This is a genomic window from Achromobacter pulmonis (assembly GCF_021733725.1).
Classification (GTDB): Bacteria; Pseudomonadota; Gammaproteobacteria; order Burkholderiales; family Burkholderiaceae_B; genus Achromobacter; species Achromobacter pulmonis.
Genome location: NZ_JAIFOT010000001.1, coordinates 2,672,206 through 2,697,487 on the forward strand (window position 1 = coordinate 2,672,206; position 25,282 = coordinate 2,697,487).

Sequence of the window (25,282 nt, forward strand, 5' to 3'; positions counted from 1 at the left end):
TTATCTGTGCGACTGAGCGTCGCCGAAAAAGAAAAACCCCCGGGGCGAAGGACCGGAGGTTTTTCGGGGTACTGCGTTCCCCGGCCGAAGCCGGGGAGGCCTTGCAGGGGAAGCGGGGCTTAGAAGTCCATGCCGCCCATGCCGCCCATGCCGCCGGGCATGGCCGGGGCAGCGGGCTTGTCTTCGGCCAGTTCCACAACGGCGGCTTCGGCGGTCAGCAGCAGGCTGGCGACCGAGGCGGCGTTTTGCAGGGCGGTGCGGGTCACCTTGGTGGGATCCAGCACGCCTTGCTCGACCAGGTCGGTGTACTCGCCGGTCGCGGCGTTGTAGCCGTAGTTGCCCTTGCCTTGCAGCACGGTGTTGACCACGACGCTGGCTTCTTCGCCGGCGTTGGTGACGATGGTGCGCAGCGGCTCTTCGACGGCACGCAGGATCAGCTTGATGCCGGCGTTCTGGTCAGGCGTGTCGCCCTTCAGGTCGGTGATGGCTTGCTTGGCACGCAGCAGGGCCACGCCGCCGCCGGCCACAACGCCTTCTTCCACCGCAGCGCGCGTGGCGTGCAGGGCGTCTTCGACGCGAGCCTTCTTTTCCTTCATTTCGACTTCGGTGGCAGCACCGACGCGAATCACGGCAACGCCGCCGGCCAGCTTGGCCACGCGTTCCTGCAGCTTTTCACGGTCGTAGTCGGAGGTGGCTTCCTCGATCTGGACGCGGATCTGCTTGACGCGCGCTTCGATCGACTTGCTGTCGCCAGCGCCGTCGATGATCGTGGTGTTTTCCTTGCCCACTTCGATGCGCTTGGCCTGGCCGAGTTCGGCCAGCGTGGCCTTTTCCAGCGACATGCCGGTTTCTTCGGAGATCACCGTGCCGCCCGTCAGGATGGCGATGTCTTCCAGCATGGCCTTGCGGCGGTCGCCGAAGCCCGGGGCCTTGACGGCGGTGGTCTTCAGGATGCCACGGATGTTGTTGACCACCAGGGTCGCCAGGGCTTCGCCCTCGACGTCTTCGGCGATGATCAGCAGCGGACGGCTCGACTTGGCGACTTGTTCCAGCACCGGCAGCAGGTCACGGATGTTGCTGATCTTCTTGTCGAAGATCAGGACGAACGGGTCTTCCAGCGCGGCGACTTGCTTTTCCGGGCTGTTGATGAAGTAGGGCGACAGGTAGCCGCGGTCGAATTGCATGCCTTCGACGACGTCCAGCTCGTTTTCCAGCGACTTGCCGTCTTCGACGGTGATGACGCCTTCCTTGCCGACCTTGTCCATCGCGTCAGCGATGATCTGGCCGATCGAGGAATCGCTGTTGGCCGAGATCGAGCCGACCTGGGCGATTTCCTTGCTGGTCGTGACCGGCTTGGATTGCTTCTTCAGTTCGGCGACGGCGGCGGCGACGGCCTTGTCGATGCCGCGCTTCAGGTCGATCGGGTTGAAACCGGCGGCAACGTACTTCAGGCCTTCCTGAACGATGGCCTGGGCCAGCACGGTGGCGGTGGTGGTGCCGTCACCGGCGTTGTCGGAGGTCTTGGAGGCAACGTCCTTGACCAGTTGGGCACCGATGTTCTCGAACTTGTCCTTCAGTTCGATTTCCTTGGCGACGGAGACGCCGTCCTTGGTCACGGTCGGGGCGCCGAACGAGCGCTCCAGCACGACGTTGCGACCCTTGGGGCCCAGGGTGGTCTTGACGGCGTTGGCGAGGACATTCACGCCACGGACGATGCGCACGCGGGCGTCGTCACCGAACAGTACTTGCTTGGCAGCCATTTGTTAGCTTCCTTCGAAAATTCGTTTGAGGCAGGGTTTACAGCACCACGGCGAGGATTTCGTCCTCGCGGATGACGAGCAGCTCTTCGCCATCGACCTTGACGGCCTGGCCGGCGTACTTGCCGAACAGAACCTTGTCGCCAGCCTTCAGGTCGACCGGCAGGATCTTGCCGTCTTCGGTCTTCTTGCCGGGGCCGACGGCCACGACTTCACCTTGATCAGGCTTTTCAGCGGCGCTGTCGGGGATGACGATGCCCGACGCAGTCTTGCGCTCGTTTTCGAGGCGTTTGACGATCACGCGATCGCCCAGGGGACGCAAGGCCATGAGGAACTCCTGTTACTAAAGAAGAAAGTGAATGATCGGTTGGGCCCGGGAGGATTGTTAGCACTCACCGGAGTCGAGTGCTAATTATAGGGATGATGTCGCGGGGTTCAAGGGGGGAGGGGCACGCTGTTACATTTGGGCGAGGTGTCGGGGAAGTGCGTCCCTGTTTTGTCGAATTTCATCGAACTTGAGATTTGGTTCATGGACGTCGAACGCCACTCAACTTGGCAGTTGCGTCATGCCGATTGAGATTAACCAAAATGTGTCGGCCCAAAGCAGATCTGGCACTTGGGTCGATTTCAGCCCCTAAGGTACTTAGCCCCGAGTCCGTTTTTTTTTGAGAATTTCTTGGCACTGGGTCGTCACGGGTGAGCGATAGGCTCAACCCGCTTTCAGAGAACTTCCGCTTTCGACCCGAAGCAGCCCTTAAACCGAAGCCGACCCGTTTGGCCGAGGCGCGCTGAATCAGGTGCGGCCCTGAAGAGCTACGCCTCGGGCTTCTTCGAGAATCCATGTCGCAAATGCCTGAAGCGGCCCTGCACTCAATTCGATTGGCTCGGGAAGAACGAGGCAGAAGTTCTTGGAGACCCCTTTACCGTCCGGCCAGGGCGTTACCAAACGGCCTTGTTCAAGCTCTGTCCCGATGTAAAGGCGCGGCACCAATGCCACGCCCAAGCCGGCTAGCGCTGCCTCAATCAGCATGGAATGGAGATCGTAACGGGCACCGACCGCAGAGTTCGTCAGCACGAAGCCGGACTCTTGGGCATAGAGCTGCCAGGCGTCCGGATTTTGCCGCCTGTGAAGGCGTGGCAGTGCATCCAGTGACGTGTTTGCACCGGCGTCCTCGAGGAGCGCCGGACTGCACACGGGCACCAGCACCTCTTCGAGCAGGTGATGCAGATGCATACCCGCCCACGCGGGATGCTCGAAATGGATGGCGGCATCGAATCCGCTCCCGGCTAGGACGAAGGGGTCCATGCGCTCGGCAAGATGCACAGTGATGTTCGGATGTTTCTGTTGGAATCTTGACAAGCGAGGAATGAGCCATCGCATCGCGAACGTGGGGATGGTGGCAATGTCCAGGCTCGCGCCATCGCTCGGCTGCCCCATCAAGTACTGGCTGTCCCGATCCAGGCGGTCAAGCGATTCGCGGACTTGGGCCGCGTAACGCTCTCCGTTGGGCAGGAGGCGCACACGATTGCCGACCCGCTCGAACAGCGTGACCCCGAGGAAGGCTTCCAGCCTGCCAATCTGGCGACTGATGGCTCCTTCAGTCAGAGACAGTTCCTCTGCCGCGCGCGCGAAGCTGCCGTGGCGGGCGGCGGCTTCAAATGCGGTCAGTGCCGTGCTGCTGGGGATCTTCCTTCGCATGAGCGCTCCCGTTCTGAAGCTGGTGATCCAGCTTAGCTTGATCTTTTATCACTGAAGCATACCGAATAATCGTTTTATGCGCGGATATCAAGGTCATACCATGACGGAACATCAACAAAGAGGGCCGGACGCACAAGAAGTCCGGTAGCGAGTCACCCATGATCTATACCGTCGAGTGCAGCTTTGCCGACCCAGCCAGCGAAGCGGAGTGGAATGATTTCTACAGCCTGGAAAAGCTGCCCGCGCTTATTTCAGTAAGCGGGTTCCATACCTCGCAGCGATTCAAGGCGTTGAGCCTTGGCTGCCCCGTCTACCTGGCCATGCACTCCATCGACGGTTTGTCCGTGCTTGAGGGCGATGAGTACCGCCAGAAGGGTGGCGGCAATTTCGCTCGTTGGCAGCACCACATCACCGATTGGCACCGCAATCTTTATGGCGGCCTTGAACGCGCGCCTGCCATCGGTGAAGGAGACCATCTGATCGTCAGCGCAGTCGGTCCCGAGCCGCTCATCGAGATGGGGCTAAAGCCGGATCTGATGCGGGCCGTCGCATTGGAGAAATTCCCTGAAAACAGGTGGCTGGCGAAGCTGGATAGCGCCATCGGTCTTAGTGTGGAAACCCTTCCGAAGGACGTGTACCTCTATGCCCCGATGACCCCGCAATTGACGAGTGGCCATGGCGCAGTGCCCCAGACGCAGGGGCAGAATCGACATGCCTAACCTGACGATCTTCATCCAGGCGGAAAGGATGCCGCCCGAAGCGAATCTGGCGGAACTCACCGAACGATGCACTCGGCTTTGCACGGACGTCCTCCAGGCTGCGCTGGACAACGTGCATGTCATCTATGTCGCTGTTCGCCAGGGGCGCGGGCATCCTGCTTACGCGGAAATCAAATACCGCCTCGAACCGCTCAGAACGCCATCGGTCATGGACGCCTTCATGGCGCGACTGGATGAGGCCATAAAGCGCCATACGGGGCTAACGGCGCGCATCCGTTGCTTCGGCTATCCGGCCCCTGCCATCTGCGCGCGGAACTGATGACGCGCAAGGAGCGCCACAATGAAAAAAATGAAATTTCCAGGCCAGCAGATCGGCGAGTTTTCGATCACGGCCGTCGGTGACGGATACCTTTTTGCAAGTCTGGATCTTCTCTCCAATATCGATCCTATGGAGGCGTCCAAGTTGCAGCAGGACGCAGGCGTGAGCGACCCATCCTCGATCCACATCAACTGCTATCTGGTGCGTGGAAGGGGTCGCACGATCCTCATCGACGCAGGGGCGGGTGGGTTCAAGCAATGGGGTGGAAAGTTGATCGCGAATCTCGCACTTGCTGGTGTGCAGCCCGCTGACATCGACACCATTCTTCTGACGCATGCCCATCCCGACCATGTTGGGGGGCTGCTTGACGCGTCAGGGGAAGCTGCCTTTCCCGATGCAGAGTTAGTCATCCACCAGCGTGAGGCTTCTTTCTGGAAGGATGATGGCAACCTCAGCCGAGCGAGTGAGCGGGCTCGTGGCAACTTCCTGTTTGCTCGGAAGGTGTTCGATCAGTATCGGGAGAGGACGCGCGTATTCACTGATAGCGAAGTTCTCCCCGGCATTAGTGCGGTGCCCCTTCTGGGGCATACCGCAGGACATTCCGGTTATCGCATCGAATCCGATGATCGTAGTCTGCTGGTTTGGGGGGATATCGTTCATTTCCCCCAGATCCAGATTGCGCGTCCCGACGTATCCATTGCATTCGACCAAGATCCGATTCTCTCCGCCGAAACACGATCAAAACTGTTGGATGTTGTTAGCTCGGACAATATCCTTATCGCTGGCATGCACCTTGGCGAGCTTGGATTCGGAAACATCGAGCGCAAAGGTACGCGCTACGAGATTTCCTATGAGGCTTAGCGCCCGGTAGAGATGTCTGGGATCAGCCAGCAGCGAGGAATGAGATCAATGATCCCATGGTGCTTGCTGCCAGCGATCAAACAGAAAATCACTGAACGCCGTCAGCCGGCGCGGCACCGGTTCGCGCCGTGCTCGCACGATGCTGACCTGTATTGACCCAGCGGAACCTGCTCAGGTTAAGCGGCTACCCGAATGCGCGTTGTCCGTTTCTGGCCGGGCGCCGCCAACCCGTTACTCTCTCATCCTTGCCAGGCACTGGCCGCCACGCCGGCGGCCAGCAGTAGGCACAGTGGTGAAAACACGTACGTGTCCAACCGGGCGAAGGGCTCGCCGCCAAACCGCTTGAACAATCCCACGTAGCGGAAGTCGCCAATTGCCCGTCCGAGCAGAGCCAGCGCCAGCACAGCGCCAGCCCAGCGTAGCCAGGTTGGCGCCCCAAGTGTGTTCAGTAAGCCCGCGTTAACCGCAACGAGCCCGGCAAACGCCATCAATGCCAAACCCACCACGAATGTCCCCAGCGCAGACGGCCGAAACAGGGGCTTTCCGTCTTTAACAGGCAAGGCGATCTGGTAGGCGACGCGACCGCCCAGGGCCCAGTAGATGTGCCACAGCGACAGCACGACGAACACGGCACAGGTCAAGGCGGCAATGGTGGCTTGCATGATGATTTCAGAAAGTTGGAACCTGCGTGATTGTGCCCCGGAATTACTGAGAATGATCGGTAGGGACGAGCCGGTCATTGGCAAGCGGTCAGGTGGTCAACGCGCCGTTATCGGCTCTTGGAAATCACATCGCTCATGTACTTGTTCAAATCGCGAAAATCCTGAACGCTCCAGGAGTGCGGCGCCAGCTTTACGCCGTTCTCCCTCAACGTTCTCGGAATCAGGTCTCCGTTCGGACGAAGTATTACCGACGAGACAATGACGCCAGGATAATCATTGAGCCGCTTTTTGAACGCAGCAGTTGTGAGGTCAGGCGTGGGAGGATTGCTTTTCTTAGCCAATGGCCCTGTGCCCTTGATATCTGCACCGTGGCACATCGCGCATCTCTGCGTGTAGAGAGCCTTTCCGTTGATGTTTTCTGCGAAGGATGGCGACGGTTGAGTCAAAACCAACGTTCCTAGCGTAGCGATGAGTAATTCTCTTGCTTTCATGGGCCCTGGCTTATCACGCAAATTGGCGGGGCGCCGAGTATAGACTCCTAAGCTAGGAATGGCTCGTCTTGGCCGCTTCTGGCCGATTACGGGCATTGCGTGACACGAGGTCCCGACCCGCGCGACCTGGACGACCTGAGCGACGACAGCGTCCATCCGGGGGCGCACGTCTCAACGCTAAGCCTTGATGGCGATGAGGTCAGTTAATTTGTGCTGCGATACCTTGTCGGTATTTGCCGGGACCGATACCGAAGTATCGCTTGAACACGCGGTGGAAGGCGGCCTCTGACTGGTAGCCGACAGCCTCCCCAACGGCTGCGACCGAAACGCCACCGCGTTTGAGCATGGCACTGGCGTGTGCCATACGCGTTTGCAGCAATAGCACTGCCGGCGTTGTTCCTGAAACTTGCTGGAACAGCCGTGCCAACGTAGCGCGCGACATATTGCACTCGCGCGCCATGTCTTCAAGCGACCAGTCTCTTTCGGGGGCGGCCAACATACCGTGCAGTGCAGGCTGCAGACGGCGCTCACCCAGTAACGCGTAGAGCCCTGATACCGCAGGCGCTTGTTCTAGCCACGCACGGATCAGTAGGGCGAACAGCACCGAAGCCAGTTGAGAGACCACAATGTCCGAACCTGGGCGCGGCGTCTCCGTTTCTTTGCGCAGCATATCAATCAACGCCCGCAGATCGGCAATACCGCTAGCGTGCGCATCGCCTCGAATCACGACCGTATCCGGCAACGCCGCCACCATCGCATTCGGCACACCGGAAATTGGTGCGAATTCGCCGCAGAGTATGTCCGTCACCGGCCCATCTCCGTCATTGACCCGCTGCATCAGCGACGACACGGAAGGGACCAGGCGACTCGGCGATGCGTCGGCTGGTGCCCCGGTGTAAAGACGATGCGCCCGACCTCTGGGAAAGAGGGCGACGTCGCCGATATTGAGCGGCGTAGCGGTTTCGTCTGACCCATCCAGCCACGCGGTTCCGCTCAGTACCAGGTGATAGGGCACGACACCTGGCGCCGCGGCAGGATGATCAATGACCCACGGGGCACGGAAGTGACAGCGAACATCAAGCGACCCCTGCATGGGATAGAGCGACAAAAGCCGGCTGAGGGTATCCATCAGGAAAGAACGTTGAGACGAAAAAGCAAATTGTAGAGTGATTCAAGCATTAATCATCCGAAGTGAGCGCCATACACTGGGTTCATGTCAGCACGAGCTGTCACCGAACCGATCACCACAAGGAATCATCATGAGCCGTCTGTATACGCAAGCCCTTTCCGAAGCCACTGGCCAGTCTGCCGAACTGTTTTCCGCAATCAAGAGCGCCGTGGGCATGGTGCCCAATGCCTACCAGGTCATCGGCAATAACAGCCCCATTGCGTTGGAAGCGGCACTGAAGCTGGATGCTGCCCTCGGCAAGAGCAGCCTCGATGCGCGTGAGATCGAAGTCGTCAAGCTGGCCGTCAGCGAGGCAGCGGGTTGTGACTATTGCCTGGCCGCGCATACCCTCATGGGCCGGAAGAAAGGGCTGAGCCGCGAAGCGATGTTGGCCGTGCGCCAGGGCGAGCCATCGGGCGAGGAGCGTTTCGACGCGCTGGCCAATTTCGTGCGCACACTGGTGTCGACTCGTGGCACCGCCTCGCAGGAGGTATTGGCCGAGGTGAAGCGGGCGGGTTACAGCGATGCGCAAATTGTGGACACTCTGCTGGCGGTGGCAAGCATTACCTTCACCAATCTTTTCAACCGGGTCAATGACACTCCCGTGGATTTTCCCGCCGCAGATTGAGGCGCAGGTGATCCACCGGGTTTCCTGGATAGCGTCGATGTTAGTAATCGAGCGGTCATGAGTTCCGACTTGCTCAAGCAGCCCGGTGGACACGTCCCGCAGATCGGGCTGCATCTGGTCAATCGATTCATGCCAGGTCATGCGGCCTCGTAATGCGGATGTGCTCATCCAGCAAGGTGCGGTGCAGCCGTTCGACGACGCCGTTGCCACGCCCCAAGGTGGTCACCTGTCAGGTGAATACCCTCTCCGTACACGCCAGGTCCATGACAACTCATCGGGCGCGTTGCAGCAAGCTCTCGTTGACCTCCCGCAGATCGACGATACCGAGCAGGCCCATGTTGCGTCGCACCTCTTCGGTGATGAGCGCGATGGCATGGGCCACGCCGCGCTGGCCGGCCACCGTGGCCGCGTAGTTGAATGGACGGCCGACGAATACGCAGCGCGCGCCAAGCGCCAGCGCCTTCAGCACGTCTGTGCCGCGCCGCACGCCGCTGTCGAGCATGACCTCCATGCCGCCCGCGGCGTCCACCACCGCGGGCAGGGCCTGCAAGGGCGCCAGGCTGCCGTCCAGTTGCCGGCCGCCATGGTTGGACACGATGATCGCGTCCATGCCGTGCGCGCGGGCGGTGCGCGCATCGTCCGGGTGCAGGATGCCCTTCAACACCATCCTGCCTTTCCATGTCTTGCGTATGGCGGCGATGTGCCGCCAGTTCAGGTGGCCGCGATCGGAAAAATCCCGCAGCACATGCCTGGACAGAATCGGCGCGCCGCGCGTGGCGTAGTTGTTTTCGAAGTGCGGCATGCCGTGGCGGGCCAGCGTGCGCAGCAGAGTTCCGATCAACCAGCGGGGGTGCGTGAGGCCCTGCCAGGCCAGGCTGACGCTCGGCCGCAGCGGGGTGGAAAAGCCCGCCCGCACGTTGTTTTCGCGGTTGGCGGTGACCGGTGTGTCGACCGTCAGCACCAGCGTGTCCACCCCGGCGGCGGCGACGCGATCGATCAAGGCGGCGATCTGTGCGCTGTCGCCGGGCAGGTAGGCCTGGAACCAGGTCCCGGGCGCCGCCTCCATCACGGTTTCCAGGCGGATCAGCGAAGAACCGCTCATGATGCAGGGCACGCCTGCCTCGGCCGCCGCGCGGGCGAGCACCACGTCCCCGCGATAGCGCGTGAGCGCGGCAATTCCCATGGGCGCCACGCCAACGGGCGCCGCGTATTCGCGGCCCAGTACCGTGCAGCGCGTGCCGCGGCGGGACACGTCCACCAGCACCTTCGGACGGAACCCGTACTCGCCGTAGGCCTGCCGGTTGCTCCGCTCGGACTGCCCGTCTTCCACCGCGCCCGACACATAGGCAAACAGGGGTTTGGGCAGAATCCGCCGGGCGGCGTCTTCGAAGTCGTGCAGGCTGAGCATGTGGCGCAGCGGATCTGGCATGGCTGGGGTTCCTGGCGGCGCTCGGCGGGCACGCCGCCGCGCAAGGGTCATCGGTTACGGCGAATGACTATAGGCCGGGCCGAGGTTTGAATAAAGTGACTTTATTGAAGTCCCTTATTACACTTTTCTTCGTGCTCAATCGCCTGCCGCCGCCCGGCCTTTACTCCCATGACGCTCAAGCAACTCGAGGCCTTTTACTGGGCCGCCACCTGCAAGAACTTCGCCATCGCCGCGAATCGCCTGAATATTTCGGTGTCGTCGTTGTCGAAGCGGATCGGCGAACTGGAATCCTCGATCGGCGCCGCGCTGTTCAGCCGCAGCGCCCGTAGTGCGAGCTTGACCGCGCTGGGCGAGCAACTGGTACCCCATGCCAAGGACTTGCTGCGCAATGCGGACCAGTTCATGCAACAGGCCAGTGACAACCTCAGCTACTCCGGCCGATGCCGCTTCGGCGCCGGCGAGCTGACCGCCATGACGTGGATGGCCGGACTGATCGACGTCATCCAGCAGGCTCACCCCAATCTGCTGGTCGAGCCTTTCGTGGGCGTGGGCGAACTGGTCGAGCGCGGGCTGGAGGAGGGCGAGCTCGACTTCGCTGTGATCGCGGGCCCGTCGTCCCGGGCATCGCTCGCCTCGCGCGTGATCGGCAGCGCCCGCTTCGAATGGGTGGTGTCGGCTCGGGCCGTGCCCGATGCGGCCGCGCTCGAACCGGCCGACCTGCCAGGCCTGACGCTCATCACCCTGCCGCAAAGCTCGGGCGCGATCCGCATCCTCGACGACTGGCTGACCGAGCAGCGCGTGTCGCCGGGCCGCAATCAATGCTGCAACAGCTGGTCAGGCATTGCCGCCATGCTGCGGCAAGGGCTGGGGCTGGGCTTCCTGCCCGCCGCCTGGGCCCGGATTTTGATCGAGCGCGGCGACTTGCAGCCACTGTCGCGCTTTCCGCCATTGCCTCCCCTGGCCTATACCTTCCAATGGCGTCGCGACGACACGCGGCCCATGCTGGAAAGCCTGCGCGCACACGCGCAGGCGTGTCTGGACTTCCACGCGCCCGCCGGGATGATCTAGCCCGGGCGCCGGCGTGCGACGTGCGCGACATTTTCCAAAAAGCGTTGTTTTCCACATCAAATTATTCGCTTTAAACCGCCTTGAGCCCGGCGTAGAGTCTTCCCGGACAACGATCCAAGGAGACCAGGCGTCATGTCGGAGTTCGGATTTACCCTGCAGGAATGTCCTGCCGGCCCCAGCCGCGAGACGCTCGCGGCCTATCAGGCGCTGGCCGTGGCCAACATCAGCGATGCGATGAGCCGCGCGACCGGCACCTCGGCCTTGCTCCCGATGCATCGCTCGCGCCGTATCCTTGGCCGTGCCTACACCGTGCGCACGCGGCCGGGCGACAACCTGATGGTCCACAAGGCGATCGATTCCGCCGAGCCGGGGGACGTGATCGTGGTGGATGCCGGCGGCGATATGAACAACGCCATCATCGGCGAGATCATGGTGGGTTGGGCGGCCCGGCGCGGGCTGGCCGGCTTCGTGATCGACGGCGCCATCCGCGATAGCGAAACGATCGGCGCGGGCGATTTTCCCGTCTATGCGCGCGGGGTCGCGCATCGCGGTCCCTACAAGGATGGCCCCGGCGCCATCAATGTGCCGGTCGCGGTCGACGGGATGGTGGTGCTGCCCGGCGACCTGCTGGTGGGCGATGCCGACGGTCTGTTGGCCATCCGTCCCGACGAGGCGCCCGCTATCGCGGCGCGCGTGCGCGCGATCGCCGCGGCGGAAGCCCGAGTGCTGGAGGATATCGCGCGCGGAACGCTGGACCGCGCCTGGGTCGATGCCACGCTCAAGGCGCGAGGCGTGCTGTGAGCGTGGCGTCCCATCCCAAGACTGCCCGGCTCTGCCGCCTGGATCTCTGGCTCAATCCGGTGTTCGACGAGATCATCGGCGGCACGCCCGGTGTCTCGCTGTCGGTGCTGCCGGCAAGGGGCGACGATGCCCGCACGCTGGCCGGCCTGCAGTCGGCCCATGCGTATCACGTTTCCGCGGCCAAGGACGAGTTGCCGCGGCAATGGTTCGTCAATGCCGAACTGATCTCGCAATGCCCGGACCTGGTATGTGTCTCGTCCGGCGGCGCGGGCTATGACACCATCGACGTGGCGGCCTGCACCGCGGCAGGCATCGCCGTGGTCAATCAGGCGGGGGCAAACGCGGAGTCCGTGGCCGAGCACACGTACGCGCTGCTGCTCGCCGTGCAGCGCCGCGTGGTGGAATCGCACCATCGCCTGCGCCACGACGCCGGCTTTACGCGCGAGGACCTCATGGGCCATGAGATCCATGGCCTGGTCCTCGGCCTGGTCGGCATCGGCAAGATCGGCAGCAGCGTCGCCCGCATTGCGCGCGGCTTCGGCCTGCGCGTGATCGCGCACGATCCGCTGCTGTCCGCCGACACCATCCGCAGCCGTGGCGCGGAACCGGTGTCGCTGGACGAATTGCTGGCGCGGGCCGATGTGGTGTCGCTGCATTGCCCGCTGGACGCCTCCACGCGCGGCCAGTTCGGCGCAAAGGCCTTCGCGGCCATGAAGCGCGACGCGGTGTTCATCTCGACCGCGCGCGGCGGCATCCATGACGAAGCGGCGCTGCACGACGCGCTACGCGCCGGGCATCTGCGCGGCGCGGGACTGGACGTCTGGGAACAGGAGCCGCCCGAACGCGGCGCCCCGCTGCTGGGTCTGCCCAATGTTGTCGCCACCTTCCATACCGCCGGCGTCACCCACGAAGCCCGGCGCAATGTCGCCCGTTCATCGGCCACGCAGCTCGTTGCGATGCTGCGCGGCGAACGTCCACCGCAACTCGTCAATCCGGAGGCCTGGCCGCTGGCGGCCAAACGCATCGCAAACCTGGCATGACAACACGGCATGGGTCCCTGCCCGCATCGAAAAGCGCGAATCAGGCAGCCCCCCGCCAAAATACAAAGGAGACAACTCATGCAAAAACAAGACAAACGCTGGAAGCGGCGCGCCGTGGCGACCCTGCTGGCGACCGCTGCGCTGCTCACCAGCGGCGCGCAGGCGGCCGGCTACCCCGAACACCCGATCAACCTGATCGTGTCGTACGGGCCAGGCGGAGGCACCGACCTGGTGGCCCGCATGATGGCGCCCTATCTGCAGAAATACCTGGGCAGCGACGCCCGTATCGTCGTACTGAACCGCCCTGGCGCGGGCGGGGCGATAGGTTTCTCGGAATTGGCGCGCGCCCAGCCGGACGGCTATACCATCGGCTTTATCAACACGCCGAACTTGTTGACGATTCCCATCGAACGCAAGACGAGCTTCACGTGGCGCAGCTTCGATCTGCTGGGCAACCTGATCGACGATCCCGGCGCATTTTCGGTGCTGAACGACAATCCGATCAAGACCCTGGCCGATCTTTCCGCCTATGCCAAGAAGAACCCGGGCAAGGTGACGGTGGGCACCACCGGCACGGGCTCGGACGACCATCTTGCCATGCTGCGCTTCGAGCGGGTTTCCGGCGGCAAGCTCAGCCATATTCCCTACAAGGGCGCGGGAGAAGTGCGGGGCGCGCTGGCAAGCGGCGAGATCACGATCGGCGCCATCAACGTGGGCGAAGCGCTGCAGTACCAGAAGGGCGGAACCCCGTTGCGCATGCTGGGCCAGATGGGCAAGACCCGGTCGGCGGCGCTGCCGGACGTGCCGACGTTCAAGGAACAGGGCTTCGATTTCGAGTTGGCCTCGCTGCGAGGATTGGCCGCGCCCAAGGGCTTGCCCGAAGATATCCGCGCCAAGCTTGTCTCCGCGGTGAAGCGCACGGTGGACGATCCGGAATTCCAGGCCAAGGCCAAGGACATGTTTGTCCCGCTGCGCTATCTGCCGCCTCCCGAGTACGCCAAGGAACTGGCGGCCGGCGAAGCGGAATTCCGGGCGCTCTGGAAAGAAGCGCCGTGGCTGGATAAGTAACGGGTCGGGTGGCGGGAAGCGGGCCTCGGCCTGAGGTCCGCGTCAAGCGGTGCATGTCCCGGTTTCGCGGCTAATTCACCTTGATTTTGAACTCCCGCACGAGAACCGTATTGCGCTCCAGTTCTGTCTTTATGCGTGCGCCGAACGCAGCACCCGGCAGGCCCACCGGATCGGTTCCCATCTCGGCGAGCTTTGCGCGGACCTCGGGTTTGGCCAGTACGGCCAACGCGGCATCCTGCAGCTTCTTGATCGCTTCAGTCGGCGTGCCTGCTGGCGCCAGCAGGCCGTACCAGGTCGTGGCAATAACATCTTTGCCAGCAGGCCCGAGCAGTTCGCCGACCGTGGGGATGTCGGGCGCCAGCGGCGTGCGGGTTAGCTGGGTCACGGCCAGCGCCCGTAGCTTGCCCGCATGAATCTGCGGCAGCAGCGGCGGCAGCCCCGCGATCACCAGTTGCACCTGGCCCCCCAAGGCATCGGACACGGCCGGCCCCGCGCCCTTGTACGGAACGTGGATCAGATCGGCGCCGGTTCGGGCCTTCATGATTTCCAAAGCCAGTTGATGTGTGGATCCCGTTCCAGGCGTGCCCACGGTCAGGGGCGAACCTGATTTTGCCTGTGCAACCACGTCTTTCAGCGTGCCCTGGACCGACGGATGGGCGGCAATGATGTTCGGCGATTCCGCTATCAGCACAAGCGGGACCAAGTCGCGCGACACGTCGTATCGCGTATCCCGATACAGCGCGGGGTTGACCGTCAGTTCCGGGTTGCCCGCAACCAGCACGGTGTACCCATCCGCGCGGGCGCGCACAACGGATTCCGTGCCGATCATGCCCGCAGCGCCGCCTTTGTTTTCGACGACCACGCTTTGCTTGAGCTCGGTGGACATGGCTTGCGCAAGCAGACGCGCAATGACGTCGATGCCGCCTCCTGCCGGGTACGAAACCACCATGCGTATCGGCCTGTCGGGATACGTATCCGCCTGCGCCACGCCTGCCGTCATGGCCGTGGCAGCGGCTAATACGGCAAGTTTCGCACCGAGGCCTTTGCGCGCCAGACGCGCGAACGAATCGAACATGGATGTCTCCTGCGATGCCGGCATTGAGCGCCGATCTGGTAGGTGTAATGAAGAGGATTAATAGAAACGGGGGCGCTCGTTGGGCGCGGGGGTGTTCCCGAAGTCCCCGCGCTGCAGGATAGCGTCACGGCCGCCATGTTTGGCAATCAACTCGGATTGCCGAGTCTTGGCGCGTTGGTCGACGGCTTCGGGAATGCAGATAGCGCGCAGCGCCCGATCACACGCAGCGCGTTCGCTGGCATAGCCGGGATCGTCCGCGACATTACGCAGTTCTTCGGGATCGGCCTGCAGGTCGTACAGCTCGGGCGGCAAGTCGATATGGTGTATGTATTTCATCCTGCCAAGGCGCACGGCGAAGGCGCCCGCCACCGAACCGGTCGCGTGATACTCGATCAGCACGCCGCGATCTGGCTGTTGACCTTCGCATAGTTGCGACAGCGAAACGCCAGGGCGGTCGTCCATCAGGCCGGCCGTGTCCTCCCCCACGGCTTCGAATAGAAAGGGGAATATGTCGACGTGGCTGACCGGCGTCTGGACCGTCTTGCCTGACGGCAGCCCCGCGCCGCTGACAATCAGCGGGCAACCCGCTGACTCTTCGTACAGGGTCGATTTCCCCCATAACCCGCGCGCGCCCAGGTTGTCGCCATGGTCGCTGGTGTACACGATACGCGTATTGTCCTGAAGCCCTGCTTTGTGCAATGCCGACATCACGTTGCCGATCTGTTCGTCCAGGAAGGTGCACAAGCCGTAATACGAAGCCAACGCGCGTTGCACGTGCGCGTCGTCTTCGAAGTAGGCGCCGTAGTCCAGGCAGGACGCATAGTTGCGCACGTACGGATGCAGGTCGTCGCCAGGGCGCTGATGCAGTTTGGGCATGGGCAAGGTGCGATCGGCATAGCGGTAGTAATGCTCCGGGGGCGCGGTCAACGGAAAATGCGGCGCGACAAACGACACGAAGAGCACCCATGGCTTGTTCGTGTATTTGTGTGCCTCTTCTCGCAGCCACACCTGCGCGCTGGCCGCGATGGCGCGGTCGTAAGTTGTGTAGGTGGATTCGCCAGGCCCGGCGGTGGCGGCCAGCTTTTTGGCATGCCCACGCACGGCCAAGGGATCGCGCAGCAAGCCGATCAGGTCTCCCTTGCCCTCGACGACATGCATGGGCAGCAGCTCCTCCGAAAAGCCATTGTCCTCGTCTGAACTGCGAAAGTGCAGCTTGCCGATCGAGGCCACATGATGTCCGCGGTCGCGAAGCAGGTGATGCCAGCTTTTTACCGAGCCGTCATACGGGTCGGCGTTGTCCCAGAATCCAATCTGGTGCACGTACTTGCCCAGGGCAAAAGCCGCGCGTGCCGGCACGCAGATGGGACTGGTGGTGTAGGCGTCGGTGAACAGCGTGCCTCGCTGCGCCAATGCATCCAGATTGGGCGTATGCACAATGGGGTTGCCGTAGCAGCCCAGGACTTTACGGCTATGTTCGTCGGACATGATGACGAGCAGGTTTTGCGGTTTCATGCGGGTCTCCGGTGTTTTTCGATGTTGTCGCGGGAAAGTCTAGGCCCGGCTTGGCAGCGCGATGCGGAACGAGCTTATATGGGATAAGCTAATTCTTATGAATGCGCCCATATACGATTCGCTGGATGACGCACGCCGCGCGCTCGGCCGCTTGACGATGACCGAATTCCGGACGTTGCTGGCCATCAAGACGGCGGGAACCTTGTCGCGCGCCGCAGTGGCCTTGGGCGTGAGCCAGCCTGCGCTCAGCCAACATGTGCGTGACATGGAAAGCAAACTGGGCGTGCCTATGTTTGTGCGTGGCGCGGGCGGTATGACGCCCACCGCCTATGGCGACGCAGTCTGGCAACTGGCGGCAAGCCTGCGGGCGGACATCGGGGTCGCTGCCGAGGCGCTATGGCACGCGTCACGGAACGACAAGCCGCCGCTGCGCATTGGCAGCATGTCGGTCACCTCGGGCGGCATATTGGCCGTGGCGCTGGGGCGCTACGCCTCGGAAGCGGCCAACCCCGCGTGCGTGCTGGTCGAAGGGTCGCGCGAAGTTCTGCTTGAGCATTTGCATCACCGGCGCATCGATATGTTCGTGGGCAGGTTGGCCGACGATGAGCCCCCTTCTGGCATGCTGCGGGAAACCTTGTTCCAGGATAGTTGCGTTGTCATCTCCTCGTTGCGGCACCCGCTGGCACGTAAAAGCCGCCTGAATATGGAAGCGCTTTACGATCATTCCTGGATCGTGCCTGCCGAAGACACCAGCTTCTACAAGCAGATTGCGGAATCCATGCGGCGGGCGGGTGTGGCGCAGCCCGAGGCGCGCATCGCATCCTATTCCATGCTGGCATTGGCGGCCGTCGTTTCAACCTCGGAATTATTGGGCTTCCTGCCGATGTCGTTGTACGCATCGGGTACCTTGTCCAACAGTGTGCGCAGGCTGGAGGTGGATCTGGCCTGGACGCCGTCGCCGCTAGGTATCGTGATGTGGCGCGATGCCAGCCTGAATCCACGCGCGCAGCGTCTGTTGGAAATCCTGCGCGCCGTTGCTGGCAGCGCTCGCGCTTCGGCGCCGCATGCATGACTCCTTGATCCGTTAACCATGACGCCACGCCAGCTTCGTTATTTTCTTGAAATCGCCCGCAGTGGCAGTCTGTCGCTGGCGTCCAGCGCGCTGCGTATCGCGCAGCCCGCGCTCAGCCAGCACGTGGCGGTGCTGGAAAGCGAGTTGGGCGTGGCCCTGTTCGAGCGGCACGCCAAGGGCGTCACGCTGACGGCCGAAGGCAAGCGCCTGCAGCAGCGCGCCGCGTCCATCCTGGACCAGTTGGAATCGCTGAGAGCCGATGTGCTGGGCTCGACGGGAAAACCGCGAGGACCGGTGCGGGTATGCCTGGCGCGTTCGCTGGCGCAGGTGGTGGCCGCGCCCTTGATACGGTATGTGGAACGGGAATATCCCGACATCCGGCTCTTGTTGTCGTCGGCGCTGTCCAGCCAGGTGCGCGCGGCGCTTGAGACGCGGCAACTGGATGTGGCGCTGATGCCCAACGCGTTCGAACTGCCGGGCTTGTATTGCAAGCCGGTATACGAGGAAGGATTTTCGCTGTTCGGTCTGGAATCGATGTTCGACCGGCGCGGCAAGACCATCGCGTTTTCGGAGATCGGGTCGCGGCCACTGGTGGCGCCGGACCGCGATCACGATCTGCGCCGGCTGGTTGAGCGCACGGCGGTGGATCTGGACTGCCCGTTGAACGTGAAATATGAAATCAACGATCCCGAGTTGAATTTTGCCTTGGTGCGTGAGGGCGTGGCGTTCGCGATCCTGCCCGACAGCGCAGGCCGGGAACTGGGGCTGGGCACCCACACCGTGGGAGCACGGCGCCTGCTGCGGCCGCCGATCAAACGGATGCAGGCCATCGTGCGCGTGGCGGATAACGCGCCCGGCAGCGCGGTGCTGGCCGTGGAGCTGGCGCTACAGGCTGTGTTGCGCAGCTTGGTGGAACACAAGGTGCTGCGCGGCACGCTGGTATATGAAAAAACTTATACAAAACGCAGATAAATAATATTTGTCTTCAGGGCCGCTGCGACCGTACGCTACCCCAAAAATGGCGCACAGAAAGCGCCGATACGGAGACAAGCATGCAAGTCGGACGCAGACAATTTCTAGGCGCCCTGGGCGCCGCCGCGTGCTGTAGCGCGGTGCCGTTCAGGCAGGCGCGAGCCAATCCCCCTTTGCGTATGTTGGTCGGTTTCGCCCCGGGAGGCGCGGCCGACCTGGTGGCGCGTGCGCTGGCCGAAGGCATGCGAGCATCGGGCTACACCACCATCGTCGAAAACAAGGCGGGAGCGGGTGGCCGCATTGCGGTCGATGCGCTGTTGGCGTCGGGCGCAGATGGCAATTCCGTGCTGTTCACGCCCTCCACGAACCTGACGCTATATCCCCATTTGTACAAGGACTTGCGCTACACCACGGCGGATTTCACCCCCCTGGGAACGGCCAGTCAATTCGATTTCGCGTTCGCGGTGGGCGCCAACAGCCCTGCCAGAACACTGGCTGAATTTCTGCAACTGGCGAAAAAGGACATGCGCATGGCCGTGTACGGCACTCCCGGCGCCGGCACCGTCATGCATTTCCTGGGCATCATGCTGGCGAACGCCAGCAAAGTGCCCTTGACGCCCATTCCCTACAAGGGCGGATCGCCGGCGCTGGCCGACACCGTGGGCGGGACATTGCCTGCGTTGATCACAACGCTGCCCAACCTGATTCCCATGCACAAATCCGGCAAGATCCGGATCCTGGCCACGACGGGATCGGCGCCGTCGGCTGCGCTGCCCGACGTGCCCACGTTCGCGTCCGCTGGATATCCGTCGCTGACGATGGCCGAATACTTCACGCTGCTGGGCAACAAGGGCTTGCCCGCCGAGCGGATGCAGGCATTGACCCGTGCCGTGGCCGACACCGTGCGCTCCCCGGCTTTCGAACGGGTCATGCGGCAGCAATTCTTTCAACCCAAAGTCACCGCGCCCGCGGCCTTGAAGCAGCAGCTGGTACGCGAAGACGCGTTCTGGGATCAGGTCGTCAGGGACAGCGGCTATCGCCCCGAGGCCTGACGCCGCGTGAGCGCGGCTATCCTATTTGCAGGAAGCACAATGAAAGGCAAGAACATCGTCGTCATCATGTCCGATGAGCACAATCCCCAATTCATGGGCTGTTCCGGGCATCCGTTCATCAAGACCCCCCATTTGGATGCACTGGCTGCGCGCGGCGCACGGTTTCCCAACGCATACACCCCCAGTCCGATCTGCGTGCCGGCCCGGGCGGCGTTTGCCACAGGCCATCGGGTGCACCAGACCCGGCATTGGGACAACGCCATGCCGTACGTGGGCGATCCCCAAGGCTGGGGCCATGTGCTGCAACAGCGCGGCATCAACGTGGAGAGCATAGGCAAACTGCACTACCGCAATGAAGAGGACCCAGTCGGCTTCGACGCGGAACATATCCCCATGCATGTGGTGGGCGGGCACGGAATGGTGTGGGCGTCGATCCGCGATCCGTATCTGCCCGTGGCCGGCCGCAAGCGCATGCTAGGCGACCGCATCGGCATGGGGGAATCTGCCTATACCTCCTATGACCGATCGGTCACGGGGCGCGCGCTGGACTGGCTGCGCGCGGCGGCGGACCGGGGGCATCCCTTTGTGCTGTACGTGGGCCTGGTGGCGCCCCATTTTCCGCTGATTGCGCCGCAGGAATTCTTCAGTTTGTACGAGGCGCGCCAGATTCCCGAGGCCAAACTGCATCCGAAAAACGGCTACGAACGACACCCCTGGGTGCAGGCCTATGCGGAATTCGAGCGCAGCGAGGAAACGTTCCAGGATGAAGAGGAGCGGGTCAACGCCTTCCTGGCGTATTACGGACTTTGCAGCTTCCTTGACAGCAACGTGGGCCGTATCGTGGACGCGCTTGCCACGCTGGGCCTGGCCGACTCGACCCACGTGGTCTACACATCGGACCACGGCGACAACGTCGGGGCCCGCGGTTTGTGGGGAAAGTCCACGCTGTATCAGGAAAGCGTGGGCATCCCCATGATATTGGCGGGCCCGGACGTGGCGCCCACCGTCTGCGAGACGCCGGTGGATTTGCTGGATCTTTACCCGACGCTGTTGCAAGCCGTGGGCGTGGATCCGGCGCCGTATCAGGGCGCCCGGCCAGGAAAGTCCTTGTTCGACATCGCGCGGCAGCCGGCCGACGCCAGCCGCGCGATTCTCAGCGAATACCATGCCGCCGGCAGCAACACGGCGGGCTTCATGCTGCGCAAGGGGCCTTGGAAGTATCACCACTATGTGCGCTTCCAGCCGGAGCTTTTCAACCTGGATTCAGATCCCGGCGAACTGCACGATCTGGCGGGCGACCCGGCTTATGCGGCCGTACTGTCCGAGATGAAGACGGCGCTGTACGCAATCTGCAATCCGGAAGACGTGGACAGGCAGGCCAAGGCCGACCAGGCCGCGATGATCGAACGCTTGGGCGGCCCCGAAGCCGCCTCGACGATGGGCGCCAGCGGGGCAACGCCGGCGCCCAGGGTGGAGCAAGCAGCATGAACGTGGATGCCCGGTATCTCAAAGACTGGAGCGGCCTGACGCGGGGTGTGCCTAGCGAGGTGCACCGGCCCATGACCACGGACGACGTGGCGGCGCTTGTTCGCGATGCCGATCTGCGGGGGCGCAAGATCACGATCCAGGGCGGGATGACGGGGCTGGCTGGCGGCGCGGTGCCGGGCGATGGCGATGTGGTCATCAACATGGAGCGCATGAATCGCATTGAATCCATCGACGAGGTGGAAGGGATCATGCAGGTGCAGGCGGGCGCCACGCTGCAACAGGTGCAGGAAGCCGCCGCCGCAGCAGGTTGGTTCTTTCCGGTGGACCTGGGCGCGCGCGGCACGTGCCAGGTCGGCGGCAACGCCGCTACCAACGCGGGCGGCACGCAGGTTGTGCGCTACGGCACGATGCGCGATTCGGTGTTGGGGCTGGAAGCGGTCTTGCCTGATGGGTCGGTCGTGACGTCGTTGACGCGCCTGGTCAAAAACAGTTCGGGTCTGGACTTGCGTTACCTGTTCATCGGCTCCGAAGGGACGCTGGGCGTGATCACCCGGCTGATCCTGCGCTTGCAGCCCGATCCGGGTGCGCCGGCGACGGCGTTGGTGCAGGTGCCGGACACGGCGTCCATGGCCTTGTTGTTGCGCCATTTGAAAAAGACCTTGGGTCCGCAACTGACCGCCTATGAATTCATGTCGGCGCCGTTTCTACAACGCGCCGCAGCGCTGACGGACGTGTCCCTGCCATTGCCTGGCGGCGCGCCATGGAGCGTGCTGATTCAGGCCAGCGGGTTGGCTGGCGTGGACCCGCAACTGGCGCTGGAAGGCGCGTTGGAACAGGCGTGGGAGGCCGGTACGATCAGCGATTGCGCGGTGGCGTCCAGCCTGTCCGATGCGCAGAAATTCTGGCGGCTGCGGGAATGCATTCCCGAACTGTTGACGGCGCTCAAGCCCACAGTGAATTTCGACTGTGGCCTGCCCTGGACCGAAATGTCGGGCTTCGTGAGCGAGGTCGAGGCCGCGCTGAGACTGAAATACCCGGATGCGGCGCACTTGTTCCTGGGCCATTTGGGCGACAACAACGTTCACATCCTGACGGGACCGCATGACCCAAGCGAATGGCTGGACGTGGAGGAGGTGGTGTACAGCGCGCTGCGAGGCCGGCAAGGGACTGTCAGCGCTGAACACGGCATAGGCTTTCTGAAAAAGCCGTTTCTGGGCTATACCCGCAGCAACGGCGAGATCGCGTTGTTGAAGCGCCTGAAGCGTGCGCTAGACCCCAACAATACGTTGAACCCGGGCCGCATTGTCGATTGACGGTCGGTTTCCGACGGAAAGTGTTCCGGGTGCAAGTGGCTCTGCCCCATCCGGAGGTTCGTAGCGCGGGTGACTGGTCACGGCCGCGCCGAACGGGCGCCAGCCCCCCGGCGGTGGGCCTCGAACGCCAACCGCCGGCATGCGCACCTCCCAAGTAAGCCGTGACACGCCACGGCATTGGCAGGATGCGCTTTGCCTCGCCGCAGGTAGGGGGCCCAGCCCTAGTTTTTATCCCCGATGCCAGCGTCATCGACGACTTTCTTCCAGCGGGCCTGTTCCGCCGCGATGTAGGTCTGATAGGCCTCGGGCCCCATATAGTCTTTCTGCAGGCCCAGATTCGCCAGCTTATCCGCGACGCCTTTCTCGTTGAGAATCTGCTCGATATCCTTGGCGAGCTGATGCACGATGGGCGCTGGCGTCTTGGCCGGCGCGGCGAAACCGAACCAGGACCTGACATCGAAGTCCTTGATGTTCAGCGCCTCCTCGACGGTCGGCACGGACGGCAGCGCCGAGCTGCGCACGTTGGTCGCCGCGGCCAGCGCTTTCAGTTTGCCCGCTTTGACGTATTGCCCGGCCAATGCGGAAGTGAGCGCCATCATGTCGACGCGGCCGGCCATCAGGTCTGACAGCGCATCCGATTGGCCCTTGTACGGCACATGGACCAACTCGGTGTGGGTGCGCTGGGACAGCAATTCGCCGGTGAGGTGATTGGAGGTGCCGACGCCAGGCGACGAGTAGGTCAGGGGCGGGCCGGACTTGGCGCGATTGAGCAGGTCCCGCAGCGACGAGGCCGGATTGCTGGGGTTGACCACGATGACGTTGGGAATCATCCCGACGTTGGCGACCGCGACAAAGTCCTTGGTCGGAGACCACGGGATGGTCTTGCTGATGCTGGGCAGTACCGTGAAGTAGGTGCTGACCGCCAGCAAGGTATAGCCGTCCGCGGGCGCGCTGGCGACGTGTCCGGTGCCAATGGCGCCGCCGGCGCCCGCGCGGTTCTCCACGACCACCGGCTGCCCGTATTTGGCTGACAGGCGCTCGCCGATGATGCGGGCGATGGAATCCACGACCCCGCCCGGCGAGAACGCGACGACCAGCGTGATGGGTTTGGTGGGATACGCGGCGTCCGCCGCCGAGGCGACGCCCGTCGTCGCCAATGCGCTCGCCGCGACTGCGGCCAGTATGATTTTTTTCATGGTCTCCTCCGGTGCCGTGGCGATTGTCCGCCCGGCCGTGCTGTGGCTGATGCGCCGTTCTAGTTGTTCAGTTGTCCGGGCAGCGTTGCGCTGCTTGCGCACACTTCAAAGTATTCGACTTTGGGGTCATAGGATTCCAGGCGCTTTTGCGTGCTTTCCTTGACGATCGCATCTTCCAGGGGCGCGCCCTTGGCGAACAGCTTTACGGCGTCCATGTCGCGCCAGTAGCTCAGATATAGCAGTTCGAATTTGTCGCCGACCGGCTTCTTGGACAGGGATGCGCCCAGGTTCCCGTCCAGCGCGGCCATTTCCCGGAACGTGGTTGCCTGCAGATGCGCAATGTACTCGTCGATGACGGCTTGGGATGTGGCGATCGCGCGCCAGGATCGGATGATCATGTTTTGCTCCAATTGAAGGGTGGGTTGAGAGCGGCTCGTCGCTCGCGTTAGTCTGGTTGAACGACTTTGCCGGGGTTCAGCAGGTTCCTGGGATCGAGCGCCTGCTTGATGCGCTGCATCATGCGCAGGCGGGCGCCCGCCTTGTACTTGCGCAGGTGGCTCGTCTTGCGAGCGCCGATGCCATGCTCGGCGGAAAACGATCCTTCGAGATCGAGCACGATGCGATACAGCTCGTCGCGCAGATCGTCCTCGATGTTTGGCGTGACTGCCGCTTCGTGCAGACGGGACGTATGAACGCTGAAATGCAGGTTCCCGTCGCCCAAGTGGCCGAAGCAGACGATTGGCAGCGCGCCATGGCGTTCTTCGATTTTCCGCGCCGACAGAACCAGGAATCGATTGACCGCCGAAATCGGCACGGAAATATCGACATTGACGACGTGCGGCTTGCTGGCCTGGGCCAGGACGATGTTCTCCCGGATCAGCCAGAAGCTCTTGGCGCGCTGCATGCTGTCGGAGATCGAGGCATCGATCAGTTCGGCGTCGTCCATCGCGGCGCCCAGCGTCTGCTCGATGCGTGCCTGCAGCGTCTCGTGCGGCGCCTGACTGTCTAGCTGCATCAGGGCAAACTGTTCGACATCCTTGTTGTCGAGAAAGGGTATTGGCATGCCGGGAAATGCGTCCGCCGCCAATTCCAGGCTGGCGCGATTCATGATCTCGAAGCTGGTGAGCTCGGTTCCCAGCGAGGCCTGGCAGCGGCGCAGGAGCGCGACCGCGCTGTCCACGTTCCGCAAGCCCATCCAGGCGCACACCGATGACGCCGGCGCGTGTTCGATCTTGAGCGTTGCCGCCGTGATGATGCCCAGGCTACCTTCGCTGCCGATGATCAGGCCCTTGAGATCGAAGCCGGTGTTGTTCTTGCGCAGGCCGCCCAGCTCCGACACGAGTTCTCCGTCGGCGGTCAGGAACTCCAGACCCAGGCAGAGGTCGCGTGCGTTGCCAAAGCGCAGGGCCTGCGCGCCGCCGGCATTGGTGGCGAGGTTGCCGCCGATCGTGCACGTGCCTTCCGAACCCAGGCTGAGCGGAAAGAGCAGGCCTTGTGCCATCAGCGATTCACGCAGGCCTTGCAAGGTGCAGCCGGCTTCCACCGTGACGGTCATGTTGGCGCGGTCGACCTTGCGGATCGCGGTCAGCCTGCGCAGGCTCAGGATGACCTGGGAACCCGATGCGTCAGGGGTCGCGCCGGCCGCCAGCCCCGTGTTGCCGCCTTGAGGCACGATGGCAACATGCCGGTCGGCGCACTGTTGTACGACCGCGCGGGTTTGCTCGACCGATCCGGGTCGCACGACGGCGAGCGCCGATCCGTGGACCTGGCCGCGCCAGTCCGTTTCATAACTTGCCTTGTCGTCGCCGGCCAGCACGTTGGCCGGGCCGACGATCCGGCGCAACGCGCCCAACAGTTCGTCATGCATTCGATGGCTCCCCCGATATTCTTTC

The 25,282-nt window shown here is 63.0% G+C and carries 25 protein-coding genes and 1 pseudogene; 13 read left to right on the forward strand and 13 right to left on the reverse strand.

Features of this window, described 5'->3' with window-relative positions; all coding sequences use genetic code 11:
• Positions 1-119 precede the first annotated feature (119 nt).
• From groL to K2W61_RS12265, 3 genes are all read right to left on the reverse strand, one after another.
• A complete protein-coding gene (groL, locus tag K2W61_RS12255; protein ID WP_175132229.1) occupies positions 120-1,760 on the reverse strand; it encodes a chaperonin GroEL in 1,641 nt (546 codons plus the stop codon).
• Positions 1,761-1,797: 37 nt separating this feature from the next.
• A complete protein-coding gene (groES, locus tag K2W61_RS12260; RefSeq protein ID WP_175132230.1) occupies positions 1,798-2,085 on the reverse strand; it encodes a co-chaperone GroES in 288 nt (95 codons plus the stop codon).
• A gap of 465 nt (positions 2,086-2,550) precedes the next feature.
• Positions 2,551-3,456 carry a LysR substrate-binding domain-containing protein gene (locus K2W61_RS12265; RefSeq protein WP_175132231.1) on the reverse strand — a complete coding sequence of 302 codons (906 nt, stop codon included), beginning with the start codon at positions 3,454-3,456 and terminating at the stop codon, positions 2,551-2,553.
• Between the two features lie 158 nt (positions 3,457-3,614).
• Between K2W61_RS12265 and K2W61_RS12270 the strand changes: the two genes are divergently transcribed.
• From K2W61_RS12270 to K2W61_RS12280, 3 genes are read left to right on the forward strand one after another with little or no spacing between them, the layout of a single operon-like run.
• Positions 3,615-4,175, forward strand: coding sequence for a sugar ABC transporter (locus K2W61_RS12270; RefSeq protein WP_236755713.1), 561 nt, complete (start codon positions 3,615-3,617; stop codon positions 4,173-4,175).
• Positions 4,168-4,494, forward strand: a complete 327-nt coding sequence (locus tag K2W61_RS12275; RefSeq protein ID WP_175132233.1) for a hypothetical protein — start codon at positions 4,168-4,170, stop codon at positions 4,492-4,494. Before K2W61_RS12270 ends, K2W61_RS12275 begins: the two co-directional genes overlap by 8 nt.
• 21 nt (positions 4,495-4,515) lie before the next feature.
• Entirely contained in the window at positions 4,516-5,355 is an 840-nt protein-coding gene (locus K2W61_RS12280; protein ID WP_236755714.1) for an MBL fold metallo-hydrolase, read from the forward strand.
• Between the two features lie 239 nt (positions 5,356-5,594).
• On the opposite strand, the gene K2W61_RS12285 is transcribed toward K2W61_RS12280, so the two are convergent.
• The 3 genes from K2W61_RS12285 to K2W61_RS12295 all read right to left on the reverse strand — a co-directional run bounded on the left by K2W61_RS12285 (position 5,595) and on the right by K2W61_RS12295 (position 7,637).
• A complete protein-coding gene (locus tag K2W61_RS12285) occupies positions 5,595-6,017 on the reverse strand; it encodes a DUF3995 domain-containing protein (protein ID WP_236755715.1) in 423 nt (140 codons plus the stop codon).
• A 107-nt stretch (positions 6,018-6,124) separates the two neighbouring features.
• Entirely contained in the window at positions 6,125-6,508 is a 384-nt protein-coding gene (locus K2W61_RS12290) for a c-type cytochrome (RefSeq protein WP_236755716.1), read from the reverse strand.
• Positions 6,509-6,707: 199 nt separating this feature from the next.
• Positions 6,708-7,637, reverse strand: coding sequence for an AraC family transcriptional regulator (locus tag K2W61_RS12295; protein WP_236755717.1), 930 nt, complete (start codon positions 7,635-7,637; stop codon positions 6,708-6,710).
• Positions 7,638-7,767: 130 nt separating this feature from the next.
• Between K2W61_RS12295 and K2W61_RS12300 the strand changes: the two genes are divergently transcribed.
• The gene (locus K2W61_RS12300; protein ID WP_175132237.1) at positions 7,768-8,304 is read left to right on the forward strand and encodes a carboxymuconolactone decarboxylase family protein; all 537 of its coding nucleotides are present in this window, start codon (positions 7,768-7,770) and stop codon (positions 8,302-8,304) included.
• 99 nt (positions 8,305-8,403) lie between these two features.
• Here K2W61_RS12300 and K2W61_RS12305 read toward each other — a convergent pair.
• Together K2W61_RS12305 and K2W61_RS12310 are read right to left on the reverse strand one after the other, a co-directional pair.
• Positions 8,404-8,515, reverse strand: a pseudogene (locus tag K2W61_RS12305) (IS481 family transposase); the annotation flags it as partial.
• A gap of 60 nt (positions 8,516-8,575) precedes the next feature.
• A complete protein-coding gene (locus K2W61_RS12310) occupies positions 8,576-9,733 on the reverse strand; it encodes an alpha-hydroxy acid oxidase (protein WP_236755719.1) in 1,158 nt (385 codons plus the stop codon).
• 168 nt (positions 9,734-9,901) lie between these two features.
• Here K2W61_RS12310 and K2W61_RS12315 point away from each other — a divergent pair, with 168 nt between their 5' ends.
• From K2W61_RS12315 to K2W61_RS12330, 4 genes are all read left to right on the forward strand, one after another.
• Positions 9,902-10,801 (forward strand): LysR family transcriptional regulator, encoded by a 900-nt coding sequence (locus tag K2W61_RS12315; protein WP_175132239.1) that lies wholly within the window; start codon positions 9,902-9,904, stop codon positions 10,799-10,801.
• Positions 10,802-10,933: 132 nt separating this feature from the next.
• Complete coding sequence (locus K2W61_RS12320) at positions 10,934-11,602, forward strand: RraA family protein (RefSeq protein WP_236755721.1); 669 nt, start codon at positions 10,934-10,936, stop codon at positions 11,600-11,602.
• Between the two features lie 2 nt (positions 11,603-11,604).
• On the forward strand, positions 11,605-12,642 hold the full coding sequence (locus K2W61_RS12325; protein WP_236755723.1) for a hydroxyacid dehydrogenase: 1,038 nt from the start codon (positions 11,605-11,607) through the stop codon (positions 12,640-12,642).
• 78 nt (positions 12,643-12,720) lie between these two features.
• Entirely contained in the window at positions 12,721-13,710 is a 990-nt protein-coding gene (locus K2W61_RS12330; protein WP_175132242.1) for a tripartite tricarboxylate transporter substrate binding protein, read from the forward strand.
• Positions 13,711-13,780: 70 nt separating this feature from the next.
• Here K2W61_RS12330 and K2W61_RS12335 read toward each other — a convergent pair whose 3' ends face one another.
• Together K2W61_RS12335 and K2W61_RS12340 are read right to left on the reverse strand one after the other, a co-directional pair.
• On the reverse strand, positions 13,781-14,785 hold the full coding sequence (locus K2W61_RS12335; RefSeq protein ID WP_236755724.1) for a Bug family tripartite tricarboxylate transporter substrate binding protein: 1,005 nt from the start codon (positions 14,783-14,785) through the stop codon (positions 13,781-13,783).
• A 57-nt stretch (positions 14,786-14,842) separates the two neighbouring features.
• Positions 14,843-16,297 carry a sulfatase family protein gene (locus tag K2W61_RS12340; protein ID WP_236755725.1) on the reverse strand — a complete coding sequence of 485 codons (1,455 nt, stop codon included), beginning with the start codon at positions 16,295-16,297 and terminating at the stop codon, positions 14,843-14,845.
• Positions 16,298-16,394: 97 nt separating this feature from the next.
• Between K2W61_RS12340 and K2W61_RS12345 the strand changes: the two genes are divergently transcribed.
• The 5 genes from K2W61_RS12345 to K2W61_RS12365 all read left to right on the forward strand — a co-directional run bounded on the left by K2W61_RS12345 (position 16,395) and on the right by K2W61_RS12365 (position 22,194).
• On the forward strand, positions 16,395-17,369 hold the full coding sequence (locus K2W61_RS12345) for a LysR substrate-binding domain-containing protein (RefSeq protein WP_175132243.1): 975 nt from the start codon (positions 16,395-16,397) through the stop codon (positions 17,367-17,369).
• Between the two features lie 18 nt (positions 17,370-17,387).
• Positions 17,388-18,341 carry a LysR family transcriptional regulator gene (locus K2W61_RS12350; RefSeq protein WP_175132244.1) on the forward strand — a complete coding sequence of 318 codons (954 nt, stop codon included), beginning with the start codon at positions 17,388-17,390 and terminating at the stop codon, positions 18,339-18,341.
• Positions 18,342-18,520: 179 nt separating this feature from the next.
• Entirely contained in the window at positions 18,521-19,393 is an 873-nt protein-coding gene (locus tag K2W61_RS12355) for a tripartite tricarboxylate transporter substrate-binding protein (protein WP_236756974.1), read from the forward strand.
• A gap of 39 nt (positions 19,394-19,432) precedes the next feature.
• Positions 19,433-20,881 carry a sulfatase-like hydrolase/transferase gene (locus K2W61_RS12360; protein WP_175132246.1) on the forward strand — a complete coding sequence of 483 codons (1,449 nt, stop codon included), beginning with the start codon at positions 19,433-19,435 and terminating at the stop codon, positions 20,879-20,881.
• On the forward strand, positions 20,878-22,194 hold the full coding sequence (locus K2W61_RS12365; RefSeq protein WP_236755726.1) for an FAD-binding oxidoreductase: 1,317 nt from the start codon (positions 20,878-20,880) through the stop codon (positions 22,192-22,194). Before K2W61_RS12360 ends, K2W61_RS12365 begins: the two co-directional genes overlap by 4 nt.
• Before the next feature lie 221 nt (positions 22,195-22,415).
• Here the strand turns inward: K2W61_RS12365 and K2W61_RS12370 are convergent, their stop codons facing one another.
• Genes K2W61_RS12370 through K2W61_RS12380 form a run of 3 tightly spaced genes read right to left on the reverse strand, consistent with a single transcriptional unit; the run spans position 22,416 to position 25,257 of the window.
• Positions 22,416-23,492, reverse strand: a complete 1,077-nt coding sequence (locus K2W61_RS12370) for a Bug family tripartite tricarboxylate transporter substrate binding protein (protein WP_236755727.1) — start codon at positions 23,490-23,492, stop codon at positions 22,416-22,418.
• The gene (locus tag K2W61_RS12375; RefSeq protein WP_175132248.1) at positions 23,450-23,788 is read right to left on the reverse strand and encodes a hypothetical protein; all 339 of its coding nucleotides are present in this window, start codon (positions 23,786-23,788) and stop codon (positions 23,450-23,452) included. The genes K2W61_RS12370 and K2W61_RS12375 overlap by 43 nt, the downstream gene beginning before the upstream one ends.
• Before the next feature lie 47 nt (positions 23,789-23,835).
• The gene (locus K2W61_RS12380; protein WP_236755728.1) at positions 23,836-25,257 is read right to left on the reverse strand and encodes an FAD-binding oxidoreductase; all 1,422 of its coding nucleotides are present in this window, start codon (positions 25,255-25,257) and stop codon (positions 23,836-23,838) included.
• Positions 25,258-25,282: the final 25 nt, after the last annotated feature.